This window comes from Chryseobacterium sp. DZ-32 (assembly GCF_059587025.1).
Window position 1 is genome coordinate 120,231 of record NZ_JCAIOM010000012.1, and the last position, 21,684, is coordinate 141,914.

Here is a 21,684-nt window from a genome sequence, read left to right on the forward strand (position 1 = left end):
AAGTTATGGAACAACAAATCTATAAGGGGAAACTGATACAGTTTCATCCGTTAAAAATAGCGAAAAAGGAAGAGCTGACCAAAAATACTTTTTCTCTGGAGTTTGATATTCCTGAGAATTTAAAAGAAAATTTCAGGTTTGAAGCCGGGCAGTTCGTCAGTATAAGATTTCAATCACATGGGAAAGAAGTTATTAATGATTATTCAATGACTTCAGCTCCTTATGAAGGGAAAATATGTCTGGGGATAAAGGTGAATTCCTCTGAAGGAGCTACTTCGCAGTTATTTCAAAATTATAATGCTGGTGATGAACTTTGGGTAAGTGAACCTTCCGGGAGATTTACCATTGTATCCAAACCCAGTGAATTCAGAACTATTGTTGCTTTTGCTGCCGGTATTGGAATTACCCCTATTTTAAGTCATTTCAAAAATATTCTTCACAATGAACCCAGAACGCGGTTGTTTTTATTTTTTGGAAATAAAAGTTCAGAAGATTTAGTCTATCGCGAACAGCTGGACAACCTTGCCAGAACATGTGGTGACAGGCTTCAGATATTTTACTTTTTTTCTCAGGAGAAAACGGCAGATCAGTTTTTTTATGGAAGACTTGATGAAAAAAAGCTGAATCTTATCATCAATCAGATTCTTCATTTGGATGATACAGACGAGGAATCTACCATCTGGGATGCTGTAGACGAAGTGCTGATCTGTGGAAAAGGCGAAATGATCAAAACTTTGGCTAATGCCTGCTATCATCACGGAATTCCGAAAAAGAATATTCATTTTGAACTTTTTGAAGAATTTAATGATGATATTTATCCTGTAGAAAAAGAATTTCCTCTGATTGAAAATATTGAGGTCGAATTTACCATGCTAGGGAAGAAATACACCACTTATCTGCCTGATAATAAGGATAAAATCCTACAGCAGCTTTTGATGCAGAAATTCCCTGTTCCTTATTCCTGTAAGTCTGGGATCTGTGGAAGTTGTGAATGTTCTCTGGAAGAAGGGGAAGTAGAACTGCTGGAGAATGAGTATCTTACCGAAAAAGAGGAGGAGCAGGGACATATTTTAGCTTGTATGTCTATTGTGAAAAGTAAAAAAATAAAGCTTAACTTTGATCTTAGTTGAGAGTTATTAGGAACATATTTAACCTTGGGTTTATATCACTGGAACTGGGAATTCTGATGATATGCTTCTGTAATGTGTGGGTTTTCGGACTTACCAACGGAAGAACCTATACTAAAATCTCAAAAATTCCCCCAAGAGAAATTGCATTGGTTCTGGGTACATCTCCGAAAATGAGATCCGGAAAATCCAATCCTTATTTCACCAAAAGGATGGACGCGGCAGCACTTCTATACCATCATGGAAAAATCAAGAAAATTATAGTAAGCGGGGAAAAAAGCAAAGGTTATAACGAGCCGGGAGCAATGAAAAACTATCTGATCAATCAGGAAGGAGTGCCTGAAGATATTATTGTGGAAGATCCTAAAGGCTTTAATACCTACAAAAGTATTCTCCGTTGTAAGGATGTTTATAAGAAGAAAAATGTCATTATTGTATCCCAGGGATATCACAACCTGAGAGCATTGTTTTTTGCAAGAAATAATGATATGAATGCTTTGGGATTTGATGCGCAGGATGTCACAAAACCCGAGAGTTTCTACAGAAACCAGACGAGGGAAATCCTCGCCCGTGTGATTGCTGTAGTCTATTTTATTTTAGGCGTTTCTCCGGATTAGAAAGGATATCCGAACGCGATATTAACTGTTGGTTTGAAAGGCTGGATGAATTTGAATCTCCATCGGTCGCCTTCAGGTTTATTCGGGTCATAGATCTTATACGCAAGGTCAATTCTCGCCGTTACATAAGCAATATTTAATCTTAATCCGAATCCACTTCCGATACCCACCTGTTTCCAGAACTTACCGAACTTAAATTCATCTCCATATCCATCGTTATAGTTACGAAGACTCCATGTATTTCCGATATCGGTAAATAAAGCGCCTTCATAAGTTTTATTGAAAGGAATTCGATATTCAATATTAGTGGTAAGCTTTAGATTGTCTGTCATATAGGTACGAACTCTTTCATCCACCTGGGAATCTGCAGGACCTAATCCTCCAAAGGCTACCCAGGCTCTGATATCGTTGGAACCTCCGTTGAAATAAGACTTGATGATGGGCATATCCTGAGAGTTTCCGTAAGGTATTCCAACTCCTATAAACTGGCGCAGCACCAATGTCTGATTTCCGTTAAACTTGAAATATTTTCTTGTATCAATATCAAATTTTACAAACTGTGCGTAAGGCAGTCCGAAAATAGTTCCTTGCGGGCCGGTAACAATACCTCCGCCGTTATCTTTTTTATTGAATATACTTAATATATTTCCCGCAAGCTCCACTTTTCCGTTAAAATAAAAGGCATTTGGATATTCTTTCTTTCCAATTTCACTATAGACAAAATTGTAGATCATGGAAGAAATAAGGACATCCTGAGTTTGTCTGTCTTTGTTCACCAATGTTCCGGTAAAGGCTGTTAAAAGATCTCTTCCCTGCTGATTAAGGCTTCCACGGTAAGCATCGTTCTCAATAATCATTTTGGAAACTTCATCTACACTGAGTTTTCCATCTTTATAATCTTGTCCGGTCTGCGCAGTTTCCGGGTTAAACATAAAATAATTCCCGAATACTTCATCTTTTACCCTTCCGTCATTCACAAAGTAGTCATAGTACGCATCTTTATTTTTTGTCAGACTGACCTGAGTATTGAATAAAGTAAGCTTGTGATACACCTGATCATTAACACTTGCCTGATAGTTCAGTCCCGTATTGAAAATCAACCTTCCCAAACCAATGTTGTTCTGTATGGATGCCCCCAGCAAAATAGATGATGTAGGTGTGTATCGTTTTGGAATGAATTTATAATAATTAAAAGGAAGCAGCAGTCTTGGGAAGTTCAGGGATGCCTGAGCCGATATTTCGTAGGCTGCAACTCTTTTACTGATATCTTTTGTACTTCTGATAGAACCAAATGTTCCTGAAAGACTGGTAGAAAGGTTTTCCGCTCCTCTAAAAACATTTCGGGTGGTAAGGTCCACAGAAGGAGAGATCCCCAGGTTTAAAACCTGAGAATAGTTGATATCTGTTCCCACTTTAAGTTCGTATTTCGGAAGTGGTTTCAGTACATATAAAACATCAACAATACTGTCGTTTGGAGAGGTCATTCCGCCTTGTCTCAGTGAGTCTCTCGCTTTAACGATGCTGAAGTTATTCATCGATAAAAGATTTCTCTTGGTTACGTCCAGTTTCGTTTGGTCAAAAACCTTTTTACTGTCCGGAATAATAGCTCTCCACACCGATGAAAGTTTATATTTATCATTCATCGTATGGAATCTTATTCTCCTTAAGCTATCTTTTTTGGTGTTTTTAGGATAGTCACCGGGTTCATCCACAATGGCAACATCAATATTTCCAAAAGTGGCTATTTTATAAGGGGTATCCAGGGAATCTTTATGAATTTCCAGGGTTAAAGGAACCTGTTTTCTGCTTTTAAGGGAATCTGCAACGAAATAAACTTCATCATTGGAAGCATTGAACCTGTAGAAACCAAACTCTCTCATCAGATCGGTGATTCTGGTAACCTCTCTTTCCAGAACGGTCTGGTCAAGGATCTGTCCGGATCTTACAAGACTTCTGTTCAGATTATAGTTGTAATACCCTTTGATCCCCTGATCCGGAATATTATAGAAATAATCCTTGATACGCGTAGGTTCATTATGTTTGATGGAATAATTAACCGATGCTTTTTTGGAAGCGGAATCCAGTGTATGTTTAAAATTGACATCAGCATCCCAATATCCCCTGTAGGTAAGTCTTTTCTTGATAGACTCAGCACTTTTTTCACTTCTTGTCTGATCAAGAATGACCGGCGGTGTTCCCCAGTTGTGCAGTAAACGGTCGAAAAGAAGACTTTTTCCGACACTGCTTTTCATATTATATTTAAGGAATAAAGAATCTCTCAGCTTCTGATTTCTCATTTCACCGGGATAGGTCATATATTCATTAAGTATGGTGTCGTATTTCGGATCCGCCATATTGTACAGAAGGAGACTTAATGGCATAAAAAGAAACTGCTTTTTATTGGGCTTCTGCTGAATATAATCTTTAAGTTCCTCATCGAAAAATACTTTCTTATCCTCGAACTCTAAATTGTTCTTGGTAAGCAGATATTCGCCGTCAGGAACTTTTTTTGTCGTACTACAAGCATAAAGGAGACCAACAAATGTTGCAAATGAGATAATTTTATAATATTTTTGAGGAGAATTCTTATAATGCTTACAGCTCATACAATAAAAGTTTTACAATCTTTAGATAAAAAGAAGTTCAGACAAAAATACAATTTGTTTTTGGTTGAAGGTAATAAAATCATTTGTGAACTTTCTAATTCTAACTTTAAAGTTAAAGAAATATTGTCAACCGATCCACAAAAATTGGACCGTACTGACGTTCCTGTTACCCATATCTCTGAAAATGAATTAAAAAAAATAAGTTTTCTTAAAACTCCAAAAGATTCCGTGGCGGTATGTTATCTTGCCGAGGAAGAAAAATGGGAAGATAAGAATATACAATTGGTTTTGGATGGAATACAGGATCCCGGAAACCTGGGAACCATTATACGTCTTGCAGACTGGTTTGGTATTGAACAGATCATCTGTAGTGAAGATACCGTAGATGTGTACAATCCGAAAGTCATTCAGGCAACCATGGGATCTTTTACCAGAGTGAATGTGGTGTATACTGATCTGGTGGAATATCTTTCCAAAACAGAGAATGTAAATATCGGAACGGATATGGAAGGGGAGAATATTTATACTTTCCAGAAACCCGAAAAGCTAAACCTTATTTTAGGAAATGAAGGAAACGGAATGAGACCTGAGACGGAAAAACTGGTACAAAAAAGTATCAGTATTCCTAGATTTGGAAAATCCCAGTCTACAGAAAGCCTGAATGTATCAATGGCTGCAGGGATTATTTTAGGACAGTTATTTTCAAAATAGAAAATCAGAAACCAGAGGTTGGAATGGTGGATAAACTACTTATCAATATTCTCTAACTTCTGGTTTCTGATATTTAAACCTATATCAATTGTTCCATACTTGAAACACTTTTGTTTTTCTGGTATACTTCTATTTTTTTTCTGACATATTTCAGTGCAATAGGAGCAAGGTAAATCAATGCAGCACCAATCAGTTTTTTCTTCCAGTTGGAACTTTTCATATTCTTTTTGGCATAATTCCCTACGATAGCAGTAACCCCTAGTTTTACAAGCCCGTCTGTAAGATTTCCTCCTTTGAAAGCAGAGCTGGCAATTCCTACAGCTGTATTTTTGCTGATTAAAAGGTCTTTCACCTCTGAAGTAAGCTGTTTGGCAATGACATCTTTCCTTAGGACCACTTTTTCATCACCGTCTTCATCAATCTTTTCCTGAAGATACTGATCAGTTAAACCATTGGTAAATGCACTCAGGCTTTCTTTTGTATTTTTGAAGGTCAGAAGATTTTCAAGATCACTAATTTCACCCTGAAGCAGTTTTTTCTTTCTTCTTAATTCTTCTATGCTCTCGTATTTTCTGCCCATAGTTTAATGATTTAAAAATTTAATAACCTGATCTGCAACAGTATTCACAATTTTTGTTTTGAAGGCAACAACAAACGCCATTACCAGTGCATAAAATGCAGCAACAATTAAGAATCCATAGGAATAATTATCCAGTGCTTTTCCGATAAGGAAAGCAATTCCAAAGTTGAAAAGGATAATAAAAAAAGCAAAAGCAACAAGCAGTACTACAAAGTAAGTAATGAGCCCGGCAGAAAGTGACGACTTTTCAGTCGCTTCAATTTTCAGAAGATCGATTCTCTTGGAGGCGTATTCTTTAATAGTTTCTATCATTGTTTTTTTTTAAAGTTACAAAAAAAGGAACTTTCGCACAAAAGTTCCTTTCTGTAATTTACTTAAAAAGATAAATTACTTATTTTTTCAGATCATTCAGTTCTGCTTCTACATCTTTTGCCAAATCTGCAGTTTTAGAAACAATCTGATCTTTGTATTTGTCATATCCGTCTTTCACAGTATGTGCTACACTGTTAGCTGTTTCCTTGAAAGTAGAAGAAATATTGCTGTACTGGTCTTTCACCTTTTCAGAAACCTCACCGTATTTGTTCTTTGCCTGATCTTTAAGATCATTTGCCTTCGTTTTAATTTTTTTTCTGGTTTCTTTACCTTCTTCCGGTGCGTATAACATTCCTAAGATTACACCTGCCGCAGCACCTGCAAGAAGTCCTGCCAATATACCTGCTGTATTATTTCCTTTTCTAGACATTTTAAGTTTTTTAATAATTAATAATAGATTAGTTTTTACAGTAATAAAACTTACAATTTGTATACCAAAGGAGGCTTGAAGCCTATTAAAAATTGTTAAATCTTTTTGATGTGAGATAAAATAAGCTGTATGGTTTCTTCTTTGGTGAGTGTCGAATTATCAATAACAATAGCGTCGTCAGCCTGCTTCAATGGGGCTATTTCACGCTCACTATCGATCTTGTCACGTTCTATCAGGTTTTGTTTTACCTGTTCTTTATCTGCTTCTATACCCAGTCCTTTCAGTTCCAGAAACCTTCTGTTGGTTCTTTCATCAATACTGGCAGTAAGAAAGAATTTATAGTCTGCATCTGGCAGAACTACTGTCCCGATGTCACGCCCGTCCATAATAACGCCACCTTTTTCTGCCAAAGTGCGCTGTGACTGCAGGAGGAAATCTCTCACCTCTTTTTGCTTGGCAACAAGACTTACGTTGTCTGATACGATATTGGTACGGATTTCCGTAGAGATATCTGTGTCATTCAGGAAAAGAATAAGGGTGCCGTCGTTATTTTTAAATTCAAGTTTGATCTGATTAAAAGAAGAGAACAATGTATTCAGATCAATCTCACCGTTTTCATTCAGACAATGCTGCAAAGCATACCAGGTAACTCCTCTGTAAAGTGCTCCTGTATCCATATGAATAAGTCCCAGTTGATCAGCAATGATTTTAGAGATAGAACTTTTTCCGGTAGACGAGTACCCATCGATAGCAATTACAGGTTTTTTCATACTGCAAATTTCAAGATTTTTTTTAGAAAATCAAGAGGAAGTAAGAAATTTTCGGAATAATTAAGAAATTTCCGGCCAGGAAGATTATTCTCCTCTGTGGCTGGAAAGGTCCATAGAAATTCCTATCTGATTGACGTTCGAAGAGTTGTGATATCTCACGTGGGCATAATCAATACGGAATCTGGAAACTTTAACTCCAAATCCTGCAGAAAGTCCCGAGAAATTTCTTTGATCCGCAACCGCCAGCTCATTTCCTCTTTTTACATTATATCCCAGCCTGATATTGAAATTCTTTTCCGGAAACAATTCGGCTCCCAAAGAAAAGTGATCGGCAATCTTTCTGCCGGCACCCACTTTCTGCCCGTCCAGGTTTTCTTCTGAAGAAATATCAAACTTCTGAAGGTCATGTGCGGTAATAGTAATGGCAAGAGGGAAGTTCTTGATGATTTTGGTATATCCAAGATCGATTCTGAAAGGAAGATTTTCTCTTGTCCCGTTAAAGGATTTCAGCTGAAACCCAAAGTTTCTCATGACCAGTGAAACGACTTCCTTGCTCTTTTTATTATGATAGGTAATTCCCGCTGTTCCTGAGATCGCGGAAGAAGTATAGTTGTCAATTTTTGAGGTAATAAAATTAAGTCCTCCACCAATCGTCCAGTCTTCTTCAAACTGGTAGGCATAGCCTGCGCCAATCGCTACATCTGAAGCTTTGAATTCTCCGTTTTCAAAACCGCTTTCATCCGTCCTCGGAATACTTCCATAGCTCATATACCTTGCATTGATGGTAGCCATGTGGCCATTTTCAAAGTCTTTGGCATAAGCAATCGTTCCGTATTTCGAGTCGGCAAGGTAAGCCGTTGCGTTTACAGAAAGCTGTTTGTCAGAATCTTTATTTAACAGGGCAGGGTTTGCAATAGCAAAGGAAACATCATAATCTCTTACCGAAATTGCATCTCCGCCCAAAGCAGCCTGTCTTGCAGATACAGGTACATTTAAGAAAGGATAAACATTTGTTCCTGTTTGCGCATAAGAAACAATTCCTGATAGAAATAATGAAAAAATGATAATTTTCTTCAACTCAATTTATAATTAATGCAAAAATAATCCTTTTTCGTACTTTTCAAAATATTTCTGACATTATTTCTATTTAAATATTTTTCTTTCATCAATATCTTTAATGATTATATTTGCAAAATCAAATTCCGGGGAAACCGGTACTAATAAAAAGTTATTAAAAATAAAAGATGAAATATAAAAGAATCCTTCTGAAACTGAGCGGTGAGGCCTTAATGGGAAACAGACAATACGGTATTGACAACGAAAGACTGCAGGAATATGCAGCTGAGATCAAAAAGGTAGTTGAAAAAGGCTGTGAAGTAGCGATCGTAATCGGAGGAGGAAACATTTTCCGTGGTGTTGCAGGAGCTGCCAAAGGAATGGACAGAGTGCAGGGAGATTATATGGGAATGCTGGCCACGGTAATCAACGGAATGGCTTTGCAGGGAGCATTGGAAGATGCAGGAATTAAAACAAGACTTCAGTCTGCTATCGAAATGGATAAAGTAGCTGAACCTTTCATCAAAAGAAGAGCGGTAAGACATCTTGAAAAAGGAAGAGTAGTGATCTTCGGGGCAGGAACAGGAAATCCTTATTTTACAACAGATACAGCGGCTACCTTAAGAGCGATCGAAATCGGAGCTGATGTGATCTTAAAAGGAACAAGGGTAGACGGAATCTACGACAGCGATCCTGAAAAGAATGCAGATGCTGTAAAATACAATTCATTATCTTTTGATGAAGTATTTGAGAAAAACCTTAAAGTAATGGATATGACTGCGTTTACTCTGAGCCACGAAAACAAATTACCAATCATTGTATTCGATATGAACAAAGATGGAAATTTAGAAAAAATCGTAGACGGAGAAAATGTAGGTACTTTAGTTGATTTATAATCAGTTTAACCGTTTAAAATATAAAAACACCTGTTACAGTAATTGTGACAGGTGTTTTTTATTAATGATTGTTTTAAGTATTTATTTGTCTGCTTCAACATTCTGTGTGGCATTTTCCTTTTCAACCAAAACATAACGGGAAGAAATCCATCCGATGATCTGATCGATTATTTTAAGAATCATCTCCAATTCGGTGACAGCAGTTACTCCCGGTACCAGCTTTACGTCTGGTTTTGGTAATGGCTGTGATAAAATAAGTCCTTCTACCTGTGGATTGGATCCTTCCGCAGGAATGCCATTATACATTCCCACATGCTGTACGGATAGCTGCAGCATATAGTCCTGTAAAGACTCAGGAGGTGTCTTGATGCTCACCGAGGAGGCGCTTGAGTGTTGGAGCCGGCCTGGCAGCGATTGGTTCTGTATTCTTGTATAACTGGCTCCTGAATTTGAAGAATCAGCAATCGCCATTTTTTGTAAAGCGTTTAATAAGGCAGCCGTCATATAGGTAGGAGCCTGACCATAAATCGTTGCTATTTTTCCCAGTTCCGATACCGGCCATGCATGAGGAACAACGTCCAGATCATTCCAGTGCATGGTATTCCAGCTTTGATAAGTACCTGTCTGTTGCTGCCATCCCGGAGGCAATGGCGGGAATTTACTGTTGAAAAGATTGGCGAATGCTGCCTCACCTGGCGTTGGTCCGGCAGTAGGATATACAAGCGTAACCCCGAAAGCATCCAGATCTTTATTCTCTTTCAGATAAAGGGCAAGGGTAGGAGATAATGCTCCGGCAAGGCTATGTCCACAGAATATGATGGCTGTATCCGGATCCGGACTTAAGCTGGCAAGAAACTGTTGAAGCGTGGTATTGGGTGCGGCTGCATCACCCGGACTTATAAGTCCCAGAAGTATACCGACTCCGGTAGCCGTTCCTTTTGAAATATAAGGGTCAATGCCGTTAAAGGCTGATGGAGCAAAGTTGGAAGGATTATAAGTGGTCCAGTTTACTACTTCTGCCACTGAGAAATCTTCTGTTTCCCAATCGTAAAGTGACGAAGGATTAGTGGCAGCAATAGCCACAACGTAGGTAGGCAATGTAGGACCTCCCGGAAATGCGACAGCATCAGATTTAACAACATATAATGCATTATCTGCAACTCCGGTAGGAACTCCCTTTTCATTTTTTTCTTCGATCAGGGCAGGTCCCCAGACCAGATCCCAGTTTCCTAATTCCGATACGGCTGAAGGATTTGCTATGGAAGGTGTTTTCTGATCCATTATTTTAACCGGAGGAACATTGTTAAAATAATAGGATAAATCATACTGAAGCTGTTGCTGCAGTTGGATACCAAAACCGTTGTAGCCTCCGGCACGGTTGGCAAGACCTGCCATACCGAAAACTTGTTGATAGGCATCTAAAGATGGATTTGTCATGATGTGATTGGTTTAAATTAGTTTATAATTGTTCATTTCTGCAAAATGTCTTCTCCAAGACTTTTCGTTTGTTACGGCAAGTTTTCCTTTTAAAATACCTGCCGACGTTTCGTTTAAAAGAATAGAGTAAAGGACGTTATTAAAAATGATATCACACTAAGTAGAAATAACCAAAATATTCGGTAGGTATTTGTACCCGAAGCTTTTGCTTTCAGTTGGTTTTTAGGTAAAAAAAGAAGTTTCTTGTTTCAAAGAGGAGGAAAGTATACAAAACCAATGTTAGAAATAGTTATTATTCGAAAACAATTCTGATTCTGAGTAACAATGGAGAAAACAGAGTTAAGGGACGTGGAAAAGATGCAAAAGGAAATTAAGAAAGAAATGCGGCTGCTTCCCAAACTGGTAATTGAGTAAAAAATTGGAAGATATATTTGATTGTGGTATTTTTGGAGAAAGATATTAATATGACTAAAAAAAAATTACCACTTTCAGTTTTAAAGGCTTTAGAGCCCTTTGTTGGAATGCAGGGTAATCTGTTCACAATTGAGGAACCAGGAAACAATTTACTTTATGCAAAAGACAAAGACCCTTCTTCAGATTTCTATTTTGTAATTGAGAAATATGAAATATCAAGTGATGGAAGAGAGATTTATTATATTGGCCACTCTCCAAAAGATGAAAAAGAAGTTAAAGCTACTGCTTTTAGGGTTTTACGTGATGATTTGAGAGCAACTTTCAACAGTTGGATTCTTTCATTAGAAAATTATGATAAAATAAAATCTTTTTATGATGATCCAATTCTTGAATCTTATGAAGAAGAATTTTTTGCAAACTTTGAATTAGTGGAAGAAGGAGCCGATACACGTCCTTTTAAAACAACTCAAATTTTACAGCTAGACTATCTTTTAGAACAAGTAAGCACGAGACTAATTGAGATGGTTGATGAAAATAATAGGGAAGAGATTAAGTCTATTATTACAGAAATTACTGAAGTTAGGGAAAACCTACCAACAAGGCCTCAAAAGTGGATTGCAGAACACGTTTCAAAGATTTATGCTAAAATAGCAAAACAAGGAATTAAATTTATGAAAGAATTTTGGGCTGAGGGGAAGAAAGAGATAATTAAAAACATTGTCAAGGGATTAATAGAACATGGCCCTGATATGTTTAATTAATAACAAAGCCCCTTATATTGGGGCTTTAAATTTACTTGTACTTAGTTAAAGAGTCTTTGTGAAATAAATGCTGTTTAACATCATTCCCAGAGAACCACGTACAATAAAACAATGCTCCGTCTTTACCGCTTACAGTCATTAATACATTCATATTAAGGTCCGAATTAAGATAGACTACGTCTCCGATTTGTAATTCCATATTATATAATTTTTTCATTCTAAAGTTACTTTATTTTAATTTTTAACATTACGGTTTCCCGTATTTTAAGATAGTTTTTTTCTATGAGATTGTAAAATATGCCATTTTAGTTTGTGAGTTTTTCAATAATATCCACTAAATAATTCTACATCTAAAAAAAAACACCTCCCTAATTGATCAACTTAAATCTGCCAAAGCAAAACAGGAAACAAGTAACGACTGGTAATAAAATAATTTTGTTTGCCTGTCCTATTCAAAAATATCAACGTTTTCACAAAATACAGAATGCAGTCTTACCAGAATATGGAAATAATCATTATTTTTGCAGCACTGAATAGTAAAAAATAATTTAAAATAATAAGAAAACCCTGATGTTTACAGTGTTTTTAGTTTTAATTGATTGATATTCAGATGGATTAATAGATGTGTAATTTATCAAACTATACTATAATAATGGAAGAATTAGATCTTATATTAGAATCTGTAAAACAAGACATGGATGCAGCTGTAAAGCACCTGGATCACGCATTTCAAAGAATTAGAGCAGGACGTGCTTCTACGACAATGGTTCAGGATGTAATGGTAGAATACTACGGAGCAATGACTCCTATCAACCAGGTTGCGAATGTTTCTGTTCCGGATGCAATGACAATCTCTATTCAACCTTGGGACAGAACGGCAATCAATGCGATTGAAAAAGCAATCATCAATTCCAACTTAGGTTTTGCACCTTCTAACAACGGAGAAAACATTATCCTTAATGTTCCGCCTTTAACAGAGGAAAGAAGAAAAGAACTTGCAAAACAGGCTAAAGTGGAAACTGAGAACACTAAAGTAACGGTAAGAAATGCAAGACAGGACGGTTTGAAAGAACTTAAAAAGCTGGAAGGAGTTTCTGAAGATGTAGTAAAAGGCGTGGAAGAAGAAATCCAGGCTTATACTGATAAATACGTTAAACTTTGCGATGAGCATCTTAAGACAAAAGAAGCTGAAATTATGAAAGTATAATTTTCAGTTTTGAAAAATAATAAAGAGATTTCCTATAGGAGATCTCTTTTTTTTGTTTTTTTGCTGTTTTATTTAACTTTTTATAATGCAATGCATTCTTATTCCATACTATATTGTGAAGTATTTACGTTCATTCATTATATTTAATGAATTATTCCTGACGTTCAATTAAAAAACAGGAAACAGATACTATAATGATGACAAAAATAATCGGGGTAGGAAATTATATCCCATCGGAAACAATAACCAATTTATTTTTTGATAAACATATTTTTCTTAATGAAGAAGGGATTTTATTAAAGGAGAATAACGCTTCCATTACGGATAAGCTTAAAAAAATTACAGGTATTGAAGAAAGGAGATATGCACATAGTACACAGGTCACTTCAGATCTGGGCGTCATTGCGGCGCGTGCAGCCATAGAAAATGCAGGAATCGATCCTGAAACATTGGACTATATTATATTTGCCCATAATTTTGGGGATGTTCGCTTCGGAACGGTTCAGTCTGATACGGTGCCCAGTCTTGCTGCAAGGGTGAAGCATGTATTGGGAATCAGAAATAATTTCTGTGTGGCCTATGATGTTCTTTTCGGATGTCCGGGATGGATTGAAGGGGTAATTCAGGCTCACGCGTTTATCAAATCCGGTATAGCGAAGCGATGCCTGGTGATTGGAGCAGAAACACTTTCCCGTGTGGTAGATATCCACGACAGAGACAGTATGATCTATGCCGACGGTGCCGGGGCGGCTGTTCTGGAAGTAAATCAGGATGATGATGCCGGGATCAAATCCCATTTGTCAGCTTCTTATACCCTTGAAGAAAAAGACTATCTGTATTTTGGAAAATCTTACAACAACGAAAGATGCCCGGATACCCGATACATTAAGATGGATGGTCGTAAAATATATGAATTTGCTCTCGTGAATGTTCCGGATGCGATGAAAAAATGTCTGGACAACAGTGGATATTCTATTGATCAGCTCAATAAAATTATCATTCATCAGGCGAATGAAAAAATGGACGAAGCCATCGTTAACAGGTTTTATCAGCTGTATGGAAAACCGGTTCCGGAAAATATCATGCCTATGGTTATTCATAAATTAGGTAACAGCAGTGTGGCTACGATTCCTTCTTTGCTGACGATGATTTTGCAGGATGAACTTGAACATCATAAAATCAAAAAAAATGATATTGTGTTATTTGCTTCAGTAGGAGCAGGGATGAATATCAATGCTTTTGTGTATCAGTTTTAAAAATAAAAAGAGGTTTCCAACCGGAAACCTCTTTTTGTATATTCTATTTACAGTTCTCATTGTAATCATAGATCACTTCATTGATAATTGAAAGTTTATCCACCGTTGAATTGTTGATTTCATCCCGGATGAATTTTCCAAGACCGCTTCTTTTCTTCTCTTCGTTTTTCAGGGAACCATATTCTCCCTTTGTTATTTTTGCTTTTACGTAAGGGCAGTCTGCCAGGATAATTTTGGCTTTTGCGGGCGTTAATTCTTCAGCTTTTCCTCCTTTCTTTGAAAAAATATAATTGGGATTCTCTCTTAACCGGTCTGTTTCTCTCTGCGTGATGGCCTGAGTACTGTTTGCAGAAAGAGCCGTAGGGTAGCCATAAAGCTTATAAACTGTAATTTTGCCCTCCGTTACGACTTCTGCAAACTGTTCTGTTCTTGACAGATTGTTGATTGCCTTAAAGCCGGCCGATAATCCTGTTGAACTTTCAGAGCTGTTCAAGGCTTCTCTCATGTTTGAGTATTTTACAGACTTGAAAACCCTCGGAGTGTCACCTTCATACAACATATATTCTTTGATATCGTCTGTGTCGTAGGTTTTGAATTTTATCTTATTCTTTACTTTGTCAATATCAGCAATGGCCGCAAATTTTACTTTTAACTGATTTTGCCACGGACTTGAATAGCCGCCGTGGAGATGTACGACACCTTCAATTTTCTTTCCGGATTTGTCAATGATGTAGCCGTATTTTTCACCGTTGTAGGTTCCGGTTTCATCCTGATCCTGAGCATGGGCATTGAGTGACACAAGACCGAACAGGCCAATAAGTAGTAATTTCTTCATGGTTTTGTTTTAAATTCCCACAAATATAAATTTTTAAATTCAAAATCATTATCAATTAAATATTGTAATAATAATCAACAAAAAAGCTCCGGAATTTCTCCGAAGCTTTTAATTTTATTTTAAAATCAGAATTATTGGTATCTCTGATGTTCCTTACTTTTGGTAAACCTTTTGGTGATAGGTTTGAACAATGCTTTGTATTTTTCTGCATCAAACAGTTGCGAATCTGTAAGTGCTTTATAAGTCATCCAGACTCCAAAGGGAAGAAGGATCAGGTTGGGAAGCCATGCTGCAAGATAAGGATTCATTTTCCCGCTCCATGACATATTTTCCACCCCGACATTCATGACATAAAAGATGATGAAAATAACGATAGCGATGATGACCGGAAGCCCCATTCCTCCTTTTCTGATGATAGAACCTAAACTTGATCCAATCAAAAAGAAGATGATACAGGTCACAGAATAGGCAACAATTCTCTGCTGGTAAATCACTACCTTACTGAAGTATTTTACATTAGAACTGTATTCATTCTTTTTGGATTCCAGTGTTGATTTCAGGTTGTCCAGCCTGGTGTAGGAATTATAAATGATTTCCATTTTTCTTTCACCTTTTACCGTATCCAGTTTGATCTGGGTTTTCGGAGCAGCTTTATGTTTATTCCCTTTATCCATATAGGTAATCACAGAATTGGTCTGGTTAAGAACTTCCGAACCTATATTGTCAAAGAACTGTTTATTGTCTTTTTTGGTTTTGGTAATCGTTCCGTCAAGCTGGTTGTAGGTCTGGAAACGGTAGTCATCCGTAATCTGTTCCTTTTCGATCGCTTTATTGATGATTTCACTGATGTCAAAGTGAGAAACCAGTGTATCGAATTTAATAGCCTGGTCCGGCTGTTTCAGCCTTACGTTATCGCCTTTTCCGGCAAAGGCATCTTCAAATACATAACCGTTATACAGTACCAGTTTTAAAAAGTTCTTGTTGGCCGCTGGAACAAATTTTCCTTTTTCTGCAACAACAGACTGCTGGTTTTCGTAAGCATTGGCTTTTTTATGAACAAAAACGCCTTCAATATTTTCACCGTTCTCCCCGTATATTTTATCAAATTTTACCATATAACCGGGAATCTGATCAATAAACTGTCCCGGAGTAAAGTTGATGGCCGGTTTGGTCTGAGCAATATTAAAAAGCATATTCTTGGCTTTTTTCTGAAAATCCGGAATAATATTGTTGGAAAAGAAAAACAACATGATAGCAAGGGCTGTTGAAATTCCAAGAAGAGGAGTCATTACACGGGTCAGTGGAATTCCTGCGGCTTTCATTGCTGCAAGCTCGTACCGTTCTCCAAATTCACCGAACGACATAATACTCGCCAGAAGGATGGTAAGCGGGAGCACCATACTGATAACGTTTACTCCAAGATAAAAAAGAAGTTTAAGGATCTGCCAGTAGCTTAATCCTTTTCCCATAAACTGTCCCAACTGTACCCAGATAATGTTTACAATAAAAATGAAAAACAATACGCTGAATATAAAGAAAAACGGTCCAAAGAAGGTTTTTATAATGTATCGGTCTAGTATTTTTAACATGCGCCAAAATTAATCAAAAAGCCACAAAGTTTACTTGTGGCTTTTTATATTTTGTTATTTTTTTAACTTTAAAAGTAAATTTACATAGTTGCGAATTCACTTTCAGCTTTTTAAAGTTCTGTAACGATGTAGTTTTTAAACTTATTTTTGTCAAAAACAAACATATTAGGATCCAGATCCTGGTTTTCTTTATATTCTTTAATAGCAATTACTGCAACATCTTTATTGTTTCCGTGCTGTTCCAGTTTTACCATCTGCTTTTTCGCTGAATCGACAAAAAGGTATACATACTTTATTCCGTTGGCTTTTACCGGCGTCAGTTTAATAAAGTCAGCATTCACGCCATTGACCATTTTCTTACCGTTGTACGTTACATTATAATCGTTTCTATACGTTGTAAGGTAGTTGATAGGGGAGAACATGGTGCTGGTTCCGTTAGGCTTGGCAATGGTAACTTCCATATCATCGGCGTTGATGTTGTAAATTTTATTTCCGTCAAAGATCTGTTCCGTATCCATGATCTTCAGTTTGTATTTCTCTCCGGCAACATAATAAATACCAGGTTCTGTTTTGGTCACCTGTCCGTTAAGGCCGCTTCCAAAAGAAAATTTGAAGTAAGAATTCTTTTTAGAATTGTAGTTGGCTGTAATATCATCCAATATCTTTTTAGCTTTCGCATCAATCTTTTGAGCGTTGGCCATACCTACTGCACCTACAACAAAACTTCCCAATATAACTTTTGAAATAATATTTTTCATTTTCTTAATTTAATAATCGTTAGATTTTCTTTAATTCTTAAGGTTAAAACGATGTTTTTTTCCTTTAACTACGCAGATCTTCCAAAAACTGTTCCAAAATCCACCTTTTAATGCCTGATACTTTATGGCAGATAGGTTACAGATTATCTTGTTTCCGGTCTTTCAATGTACTGATCAAATTTTTCAGGAAGAATATTGGTCACAGTTAACTTATTGGAAGTAATGGTTGGTTCAATTTTAATTACTTTAGTATTTTCATCAATTTCAACCTGATGCTTACTTCTCATATTTACCATATCTATATGAAGAACCGTAAACTCATGTTTTCCTTTCTCTAAATCAACAATAACATATTCTTTCGGTCTGATTTGTCCTAATGATTTGCCATCAAGTCCGATATTGAGTCTTGCCGTGTTATCCATTTTATGAAGAATTCCGGCACCATTATAAATAAGGACTTTGCCATTTCCCAGCGTGTTATTATCAATAACGTCCAGTTTCACAGAAGCATAATCACTGGGAACAGTTCTTAAGGCGCATGAAGAGAATGTTAATGTACATGCTAAAAGACTCAATGCAATAGTTTGTTTTACTGTAATTTTCATGGTAATAGTTTTAGTGAATTTTTTATATCCCGGTCTCCAATCAGGAGTATCCGGGATTAATCTTTGTATTGATGATTTTTTATAATTAGTTTCTTAAATCTTCAAGAAACTGTTCCAGAGAATGAAGATCACTGATCAGAACCTCTCTTGCTTTAGCACCATTGAATCCTCCCACAATACCACTTGCTTCCAGCTGATCCATAATTCTTCCGGCTCTGTTATAGCCCAGTTTCAATTGTCTCTGAAGCATTGAAGTAGATCCCTGCTGGGTAGAAACGATTATTCTTGCGGCTTCTTCAAATAAAGCATCTTTTTCGTTCGGGTCAAAAGCACCTACTGTACTTGATGAATCTTCAGATACGTATTCAGGAAGTAATAATGCTGAAGAATACCCTTTCTGTTCTCCGATAAACTCTGCCAATCTTTCCACTTCCGGAGTATCCACGAAAGCACACTGAAGTCTCAGGATCTCGTTTCCGTTGAAATAAAGCATATCTCCTTTACCAATCAGCTGATCTGCTCCCGGAGAATCAAGGATGGTTCTGGAGTCAACACTGGAAATTACCCTGAAGGCAGCTCTTGCAGGGAAGTTAGCCTTGATCATACCTGTAATAACATTAACGGAAGGTCTCTGTGTAGCTACAATAAGGTGGATTCCTACGGCTCTTGCAAGCTGTGCAAGTCTGGCAATCGGTAATTCAACCTCTTTTCCTGCCGTCATGATCAAATCTGCAAACTCATCTACTACCAATACGATATACGGTAAATAACGATGTCCGTTTTCAGGATTTAATTTTCTTTCCGTAAACTTTTTATTATACTCTTTTAAGTTTTTACAAAAAGCATTTTTCAGAAGATCATATCGGGTATCCATTTCAATACAAAGAGAGTTCAGTGTATTGATTACTTTATTGGTGTCTGTGATGATGGCTTCTTCTGCATCCGGTAGTTTTGCCAGATAGTGTCTTTCAATTTTAGAATATAATGAAAGTTCCACTTTTTTAGGGTCTACCATGACGAATTTCAGTTCGCTCGGATGTTTTTTATAAAGAAGGGAAGTAAGGATAGCATTAATACCAACAGACTTACCCTGACCTGTTGCTCCTGCCATCAATAAGTGAGGCATTTTTGAAAGGTCAGCCATAAAGATTTCGTTGGAAATGGTCTTTCCGAAAACTACCGGAAGATCCATATCCGTATTCTGGAATTTCTGGGAAGCGATAACAGAACGCATAGAAACCATGGTAGGATTCTTTCTTGGCACTTCAATACCGATTGTTCCCTTTCCTGGCATTGGCGCTATAATTCTGATTCCTAATGCGGAAAGGTTCAGCGCAATATCATCCTGCAGTTTTTTAATCGCTGCTACTCTGATTCCTGCTTCAGGAACAATTTCATACAGCGTAACTGTAGGACCGATTGTTGCTTTAATCTCTGCGATTCCAACATTGAAATTCTTAAGAAGTCCGACAATCTTGTTTTTATTTTCTTCTAATTCTTCCTTATTGATAGAAATTTCTTCATTACCGTAATCTTTCAGCAAATCTACAGGTGGCATCTGGAAGTTGGCCAGATCTAGCTTGTGGTCATATAAACCATGCTTTTCTACCAGTTCCTGAGACTTTTTATCAGAATCATCCAAAACATCAACCACCTGTGCCACTTCTACATTGAATTTAATATTTTCCTGTGCCGAAGCAGTGGTTACTGCCGGAGACGGAGTAGAAGGTCTGATATCAAATGCTTCCTCCGGGCTTGAAACCGGAACAATGGGCTTGGTAGAAAGGTTTAAGCTTACCTGTTGAGAAACATCTCTTGGCTCTGCTTCAAATGAAGTATGGTTGGGCGTAGAAATGGTTTCTATTTCGTTGGAAACCGGAACCTCAGGAAATCCTTTCGGAGCACTTACAGGTTCTGGTTCTTTCATTGTATTGACAGGAGTTGTAACGGGCTTGTTGGCAACATCACTCACCGTAACTCTGGAAAGCGTCTCTTCTTCCGCTTCCTCTGCTTCCTCTTTCAATTCCTCATCAGCTTCGAAATCATCATTGGAGTCCGGCATCATAGATTTTACTTTTCCAATCGTATTTTCATTGATTTTATCCAGTTTCGCTTTGATAGAACTTGGACGAAGATTGAATTCAAGAATAAAATAGAGAAGAATGCTTGCAGCTAATACCGTCCACAGACCTACTGCTCCGATGATAGAGTTAAGATAGTCCATGATCTGATATCCATAAACACCGCCTAAAACACCCTGGCCTTTCGTAAGTGCCCCCATAAAAATAGGAAGCCAGCAGATGAAAAATAAAGAGTGGCCGATCGTTTTCCACGGTTTGAAGATTTTCTTCTTAAGGATCAGAGTCCCCACTACAAGGAATAAAAATGCAATGATAAATGAAGCAATACCAATACTTTCAAAAATGAAAATATTTCCAAGCCAGTCACCTACCTTGCCAAAGATATTGGAAGATTTTATGCTTTTGTCCAGCATGGTTCCGGCCTGGCTTTGATCTGCTTTCCAGTTCATCAGATAAGAGACGAATGAGAGTGCAAGAACAGCCGATAAAAGTATAAAAGTAAGCCCGAAAAAAATACGTGGCTTAGATAAGATTCTGCCTTTCTCAGGCGATTCAGTCGGTTTTTTTTGTGTCTTTTTATCCATAATATCAATGTCGCAAATTTAATGTTTTATTCAACACTAAATAAATCTTTTTTATCCAAAAAACATTTTGGTAATCCCGCTTTTATAAAGGGTATTTAAAATTTTTACTTTAAGAATATTTTCTCTTATGACAGAATAAAATAAGGTTATTTTTTTGGCTTATCCAAATCTGATACCGTTAAATTATATTAACTGTTTATGAGTTGTTTTTCTTTAAAAAGGTAATAAAATTTTTGATTTAATCGGACAGAGATGAAAAAAATTAACAATATTAAAGTTTTTAGATAGCAACAGTGTTTTTTGAACTAGTTCAAAGGTCAGGAGGTGAAGCCTCTGTAATTTTGGCCAATACAATTTTACTCATGAAAAATAAATTTAAAACTATTCTGACCTCTTGTCTGATATTAATTTCAATGATTACAATGAACGCACAACAACAAAAAACGGAACACACGGCGCTATTAATTATCGACGTACAAAACGATTATTTCCCGGGCGGAAAAATGACACTGGAAAAAAGCGTACAGGCCGCTGAAAACACCAGAAGAATTTTAGAATATTTCAGGAACAATCATCTTCCTGTCATTCACATTCAGCATATTTCTACCAATGATGGTGCAACGTTTTTCCTTCCGGGTACAGAGGGCACTAAAATCAATCATCTGGTTTTACCGAGGGAAGATGAAAAAGTTATCGTTAAGCATTTTCCCAACAGCTTCAGAGAGACGGATCTTCTAGGTTATCTTCAGTCAAAGAAAATTAAAAATCTGGTGATTACAGGAATGATGACAGATGTCTGTGTGGAATCTACAACCAGAGCTGCTTTTGATTTCGGGTTTACCAATACCATTATCGGAGATGCTACAGCAACCAGAAACCGTGAACTGAATGGGGAAGTGATAAAGGCTGAAGAAGTTCAAAGATCCTTTTTGGCCGGGATTTCTGCTCTTGGAAATCTTTATGCCCGTGTAATAAATACTGATGAACTTTTAAAATAAGGCTATTTTTTAGATAGGGAACGTGTACAATGAACTTCAATTTTTGTTGGGTAA

21 protein-coding genes are annotated in these 21,684 nt (G+C 37.0%); 8 read left to right on the forward strand and 13 right to left on the reverse strand.

Annotated elements, in window-relative coordinates:
• Nucleotides 1–5: 5 nt before the first annotated feature.
• Together AC59HC_RS14865 and AC59HC_RS14870 are read left to right on the forward strand one after the other, a co-directional pair.
• The gene (locus tag AC59HC_RS14865; protein ID WP_496558902.1) at nt 6–1,130 is read left to right on the forward strand and encodes a 2Fe-2S iron-sulfur cluster-binding protein; all 1,125 of its coding nucleotides are present in this window, start codon (nt 6–8) and stop codon (nt 1,128–1,130) included.
• A 56-nt stretch (nt 1,131–1,186) separates the two neighbouring features.
• Entirely contained in the window at nt 1,187–1,744 is a 558-nt protein-coding gene (locus tag AC59HC_RS14870; RefSeq protein ID WP_496558929.1) for a SanA/YdcF family protein, read from the forward strand.
• Here AC59HC_RS14870 and tamL read toward each other — a convergent pair.
• On the reverse strand, nt 1,741–4,350 hold the full coding sequence (tamL, locus tag AC59HC_RS14875) for a translocation and assembly module lipoprotein TamL (RefSeq protein WP_496558903.1): 2,610 nt from the start codon (nt 4,348–4,350) through the stop codon (nt 1,741–1,743). The genes AC59HC_RS14870 and tamL overlap by 4 nt on opposite strands.
• Between tamL and AC59HC_RS14880 the strand changes: the two genes are divergently transcribed.
• A complete protein-coding gene (locus tag AC59HC_RS14880; protein WP_110008752.1) occupies nt 4,336–5,061 on the forward strand; it encodes a TrmH family RNA methyltransferase in 726 nt (241 codons plus the stop codon). The two genes, tamL and AC59HC_RS14880, sit on opposite strands and share 15 nt — an antisense overlap.
• 79 nt (nt 5,062–5,140) lie before the next feature.
• Here the strand turns inward: AC59HC_RS14880 and AC59HC_RS14885 are convergent, their stop codons facing one another.
• The 5 genes from AC59HC_RS14885 to porQ form a co-directional block, all read right to left on the reverse strand.
• Nucleotides 5,141–5,641, reverse strand: a complete 501-nt coding sequence (locus AC59HC_RS14885) for a phosphoribosyl-ATP pyrophosphatase (protein WP_202842456.1) — start codon at nt 5,639–5,641, stop codon at nt 5,141–5,143.
• 3 nt (nt 5,642–5,644) lie between these two features.
• Nucleotides 5,645–5,953: a phage holin family protein gene (locus AC59HC_RS14890; protein ID WP_034694332.1), complete on the reverse strand. Its 309-nt coding sequence runs from the start codon at nt 5,951–5,953 to the stop codon at nt 5,645–5,647.
• Nucleotides 5,954–6,032: 79 nt separating this feature from the next.
• The gene (locus AC59HC_RS14895) at nt 6,033–6,383 is read right to left on the reverse strand and encodes a YtxH domain-containing protein (RefSeq protein WP_047431084.1); all 351 of its coding nucleotides are present in this window, start codon (nt 6,381–6,383) and stop codon (nt 6,033–6,035) included.
• Between the two features lie 95 nt (nt 6,384–6,478).
• Entirely contained in the window at nt 6,479–7,153 is a 675-nt protein-coding gene (cmk, locus tag AC59HC_RS14900) for a (d)CMP kinase (protein ID WP_496558904.1), read from the reverse strand.
• A gap of 84 nt (nt 7,154–7,237) precedes the next feature.
• Nucleotides 7,238–8,230 (reverse strand): type IX secretion system protein PorQ, encoded by a 993-nt coding sequence (gene porQ / locus AC59HC_RS14905; RefSeq protein ID WP_110008755.1) that lies wholly within the window; start codon nt 8,228–8,230, stop codon nt 7,238–7,240.
• Nucleotides 8,231–8,397: 167 nt separating this feature from the next.
• Between porQ and pyrH the strand changes: the two genes are divergently transcribed.
• Nucleotides 8,398–9,105: a UMP kinase gene (pyrH, locus tag AC59HC_RS14910; protein ID WP_076355472.1), complete on the forward strand. Its 708-nt coding sequence runs from the start codon at nt 8,398–8,400 to the stop codon at nt 9,103–9,105.
• An 81-nt stretch (nt 9,106–9,186) separates the two neighbouring features.
• Here pyrH and AC59HC_RS14915 read toward each other — a convergent pair whose 3' ends face one another.
• Entirely contained in the window at nt 9,187–10,542 is a 1,356-nt protein-coding gene (locus AC59HC_RS14915) for a lipase family protein (RefSeq protein WP_496558905.1), read from the reverse strand.
• A gap of 464 nt (nt 10,543–11,006) precedes the next feature.
• On the opposite strand from AC59HC_RS14915, the gene AC59HC_RS14920 reads away from it, so the two are divergent.
• A complete protein-coding gene (locus AC59HC_RS14920) occupies nt 11,007–11,717 on the forward strand; it encodes a hypothetical protein (protein WP_343641007.1) in 711 nt (236 codons plus the stop codon).
• 31 nt (nt 11,718–11,748) lie between these two features.
• Here the strand turns inward: AC59HC_RS14920 and AC59HC_RS14925 are convergent, their stop codons facing one another.
• Nucleotides 11,749–11,916, reverse strand: coding sequence for a hypothetical protein (locus tag AC59HC_RS14925; RefSeq protein WP_343641009.1), 168 nt, complete (start codon nt 11,914–11,916; stop codon nt 11,749–11,751).
• Nucleotides 11,917–12,369: 453 nt separating this feature from the next.
• Here AC59HC_RS14925 and frr point away from each other — a divergent pair, with 453 nt between their 5' ends.
• Together frr and AC59HC_RS14935 are read left to right on the forward strand one after the other, a co-directional pair.
• Nucleotides 12,370–12,924, forward strand: coding sequence for a ribosome recycling factor (gene frr, locus AC59HC_RS14930; RefSeq protein WP_034694343.1), 555 nt, complete (start codon nt 12,370–12,372; stop codon nt 12,922–12,924).
• A gap of 194 nt (nt 12,925–13,118) precedes the next feature.
• Entirely contained in the window at nt 13,119–14,180 is a 1,062-nt protein-coding gene (locus AC59HC_RS14935) for a 3-oxoacyl-ACP synthase III family protein (RefSeq protein WP_062670066.1), read from the forward strand.
• Between the two features lie 43 nt (nt 14,181–14,223).
• On the opposite strand, the gene AC59HC_RS14940 is transcribed toward AC59HC_RS14935, so the two are convergent.
• The 5 genes from AC59HC_RS14940 to AC59HC_RS14960 form a co-directional block, all read right to left on the reverse strand.
• Entirely contained in the window at nt 14,224–15,015 is a 792-nt protein-coding gene (locus tag AC59HC_RS14940) for a hypothetical protein (RefSeq protein ID WP_202842444.1), read from the reverse strand.
• 131 nt (nt 15,016–15,146) lie between these two features.
• Nucleotides 15,147–16,604 (reverse strand): LptF/LptG family permease, encoded by a 1,458-nt coding sequence (locus tag AC59HC_RS14945; RefSeq protein WP_137904035.1) that lies wholly within the window; start codon nt 16,602–16,604, stop codon nt 15,147–15,149.
• 110 nt (nt 16,605–16,714) lie between these two features.
• Complete coding sequence (gene lolA1 / locus AC59HC_RS14950; protein WP_496558906.1) at nt 16,715–17,362, reverse strand: outer membrane lipoprotein periplasmic chaperone LolA1; 648 nt, start codon at nt 17,360–17,362, stop codon at nt 16,715–16,717.
• A gap of 143 nt (nt 17,363–17,505) precedes the next feature.
• Nucleotides 17,506–17,967, reverse strand: coding sequence for a hypothetical protein (locus tag AC59HC_RS14955; RefSeq protein ID WP_496558907.1), 462 nt, complete (start codon nt 17,965–17,967; stop codon nt 17,506–17,508).
• Between the two features lie 85 nt (nt 17,968–18,052).
• The gene (locus AC59HC_RS14960) at nt 18,053–20,632 is read right to left on the reverse strand and encodes an FtsK/SpoIIIE family DNA translocase (RefSeq protein WP_202842436.1); all 2,580 of its coding nucleotides are present in this window, start codon (nt 20,630–20,632) and stop codon (nt 18,053–18,055) included.
• Nucleotides 20,633–20,994: 362 nt separating this feature from the next.
• Here AC59HC_RS14960 and AC59HC_RS14965 point away from each other — a divergent pair, with 362 nt between their 5' ends.
• Entirely contained in the window at nt 20,995–21,630 is a 636-nt protein-coding gene (locus AC59HC_RS14965; protein WP_202842434.1) for a cysteine hydrolase family protein, read from the forward strand.
• The last annotated feature ends 54 nt before the right edge of the window (nt 21,631–21,684 follow it).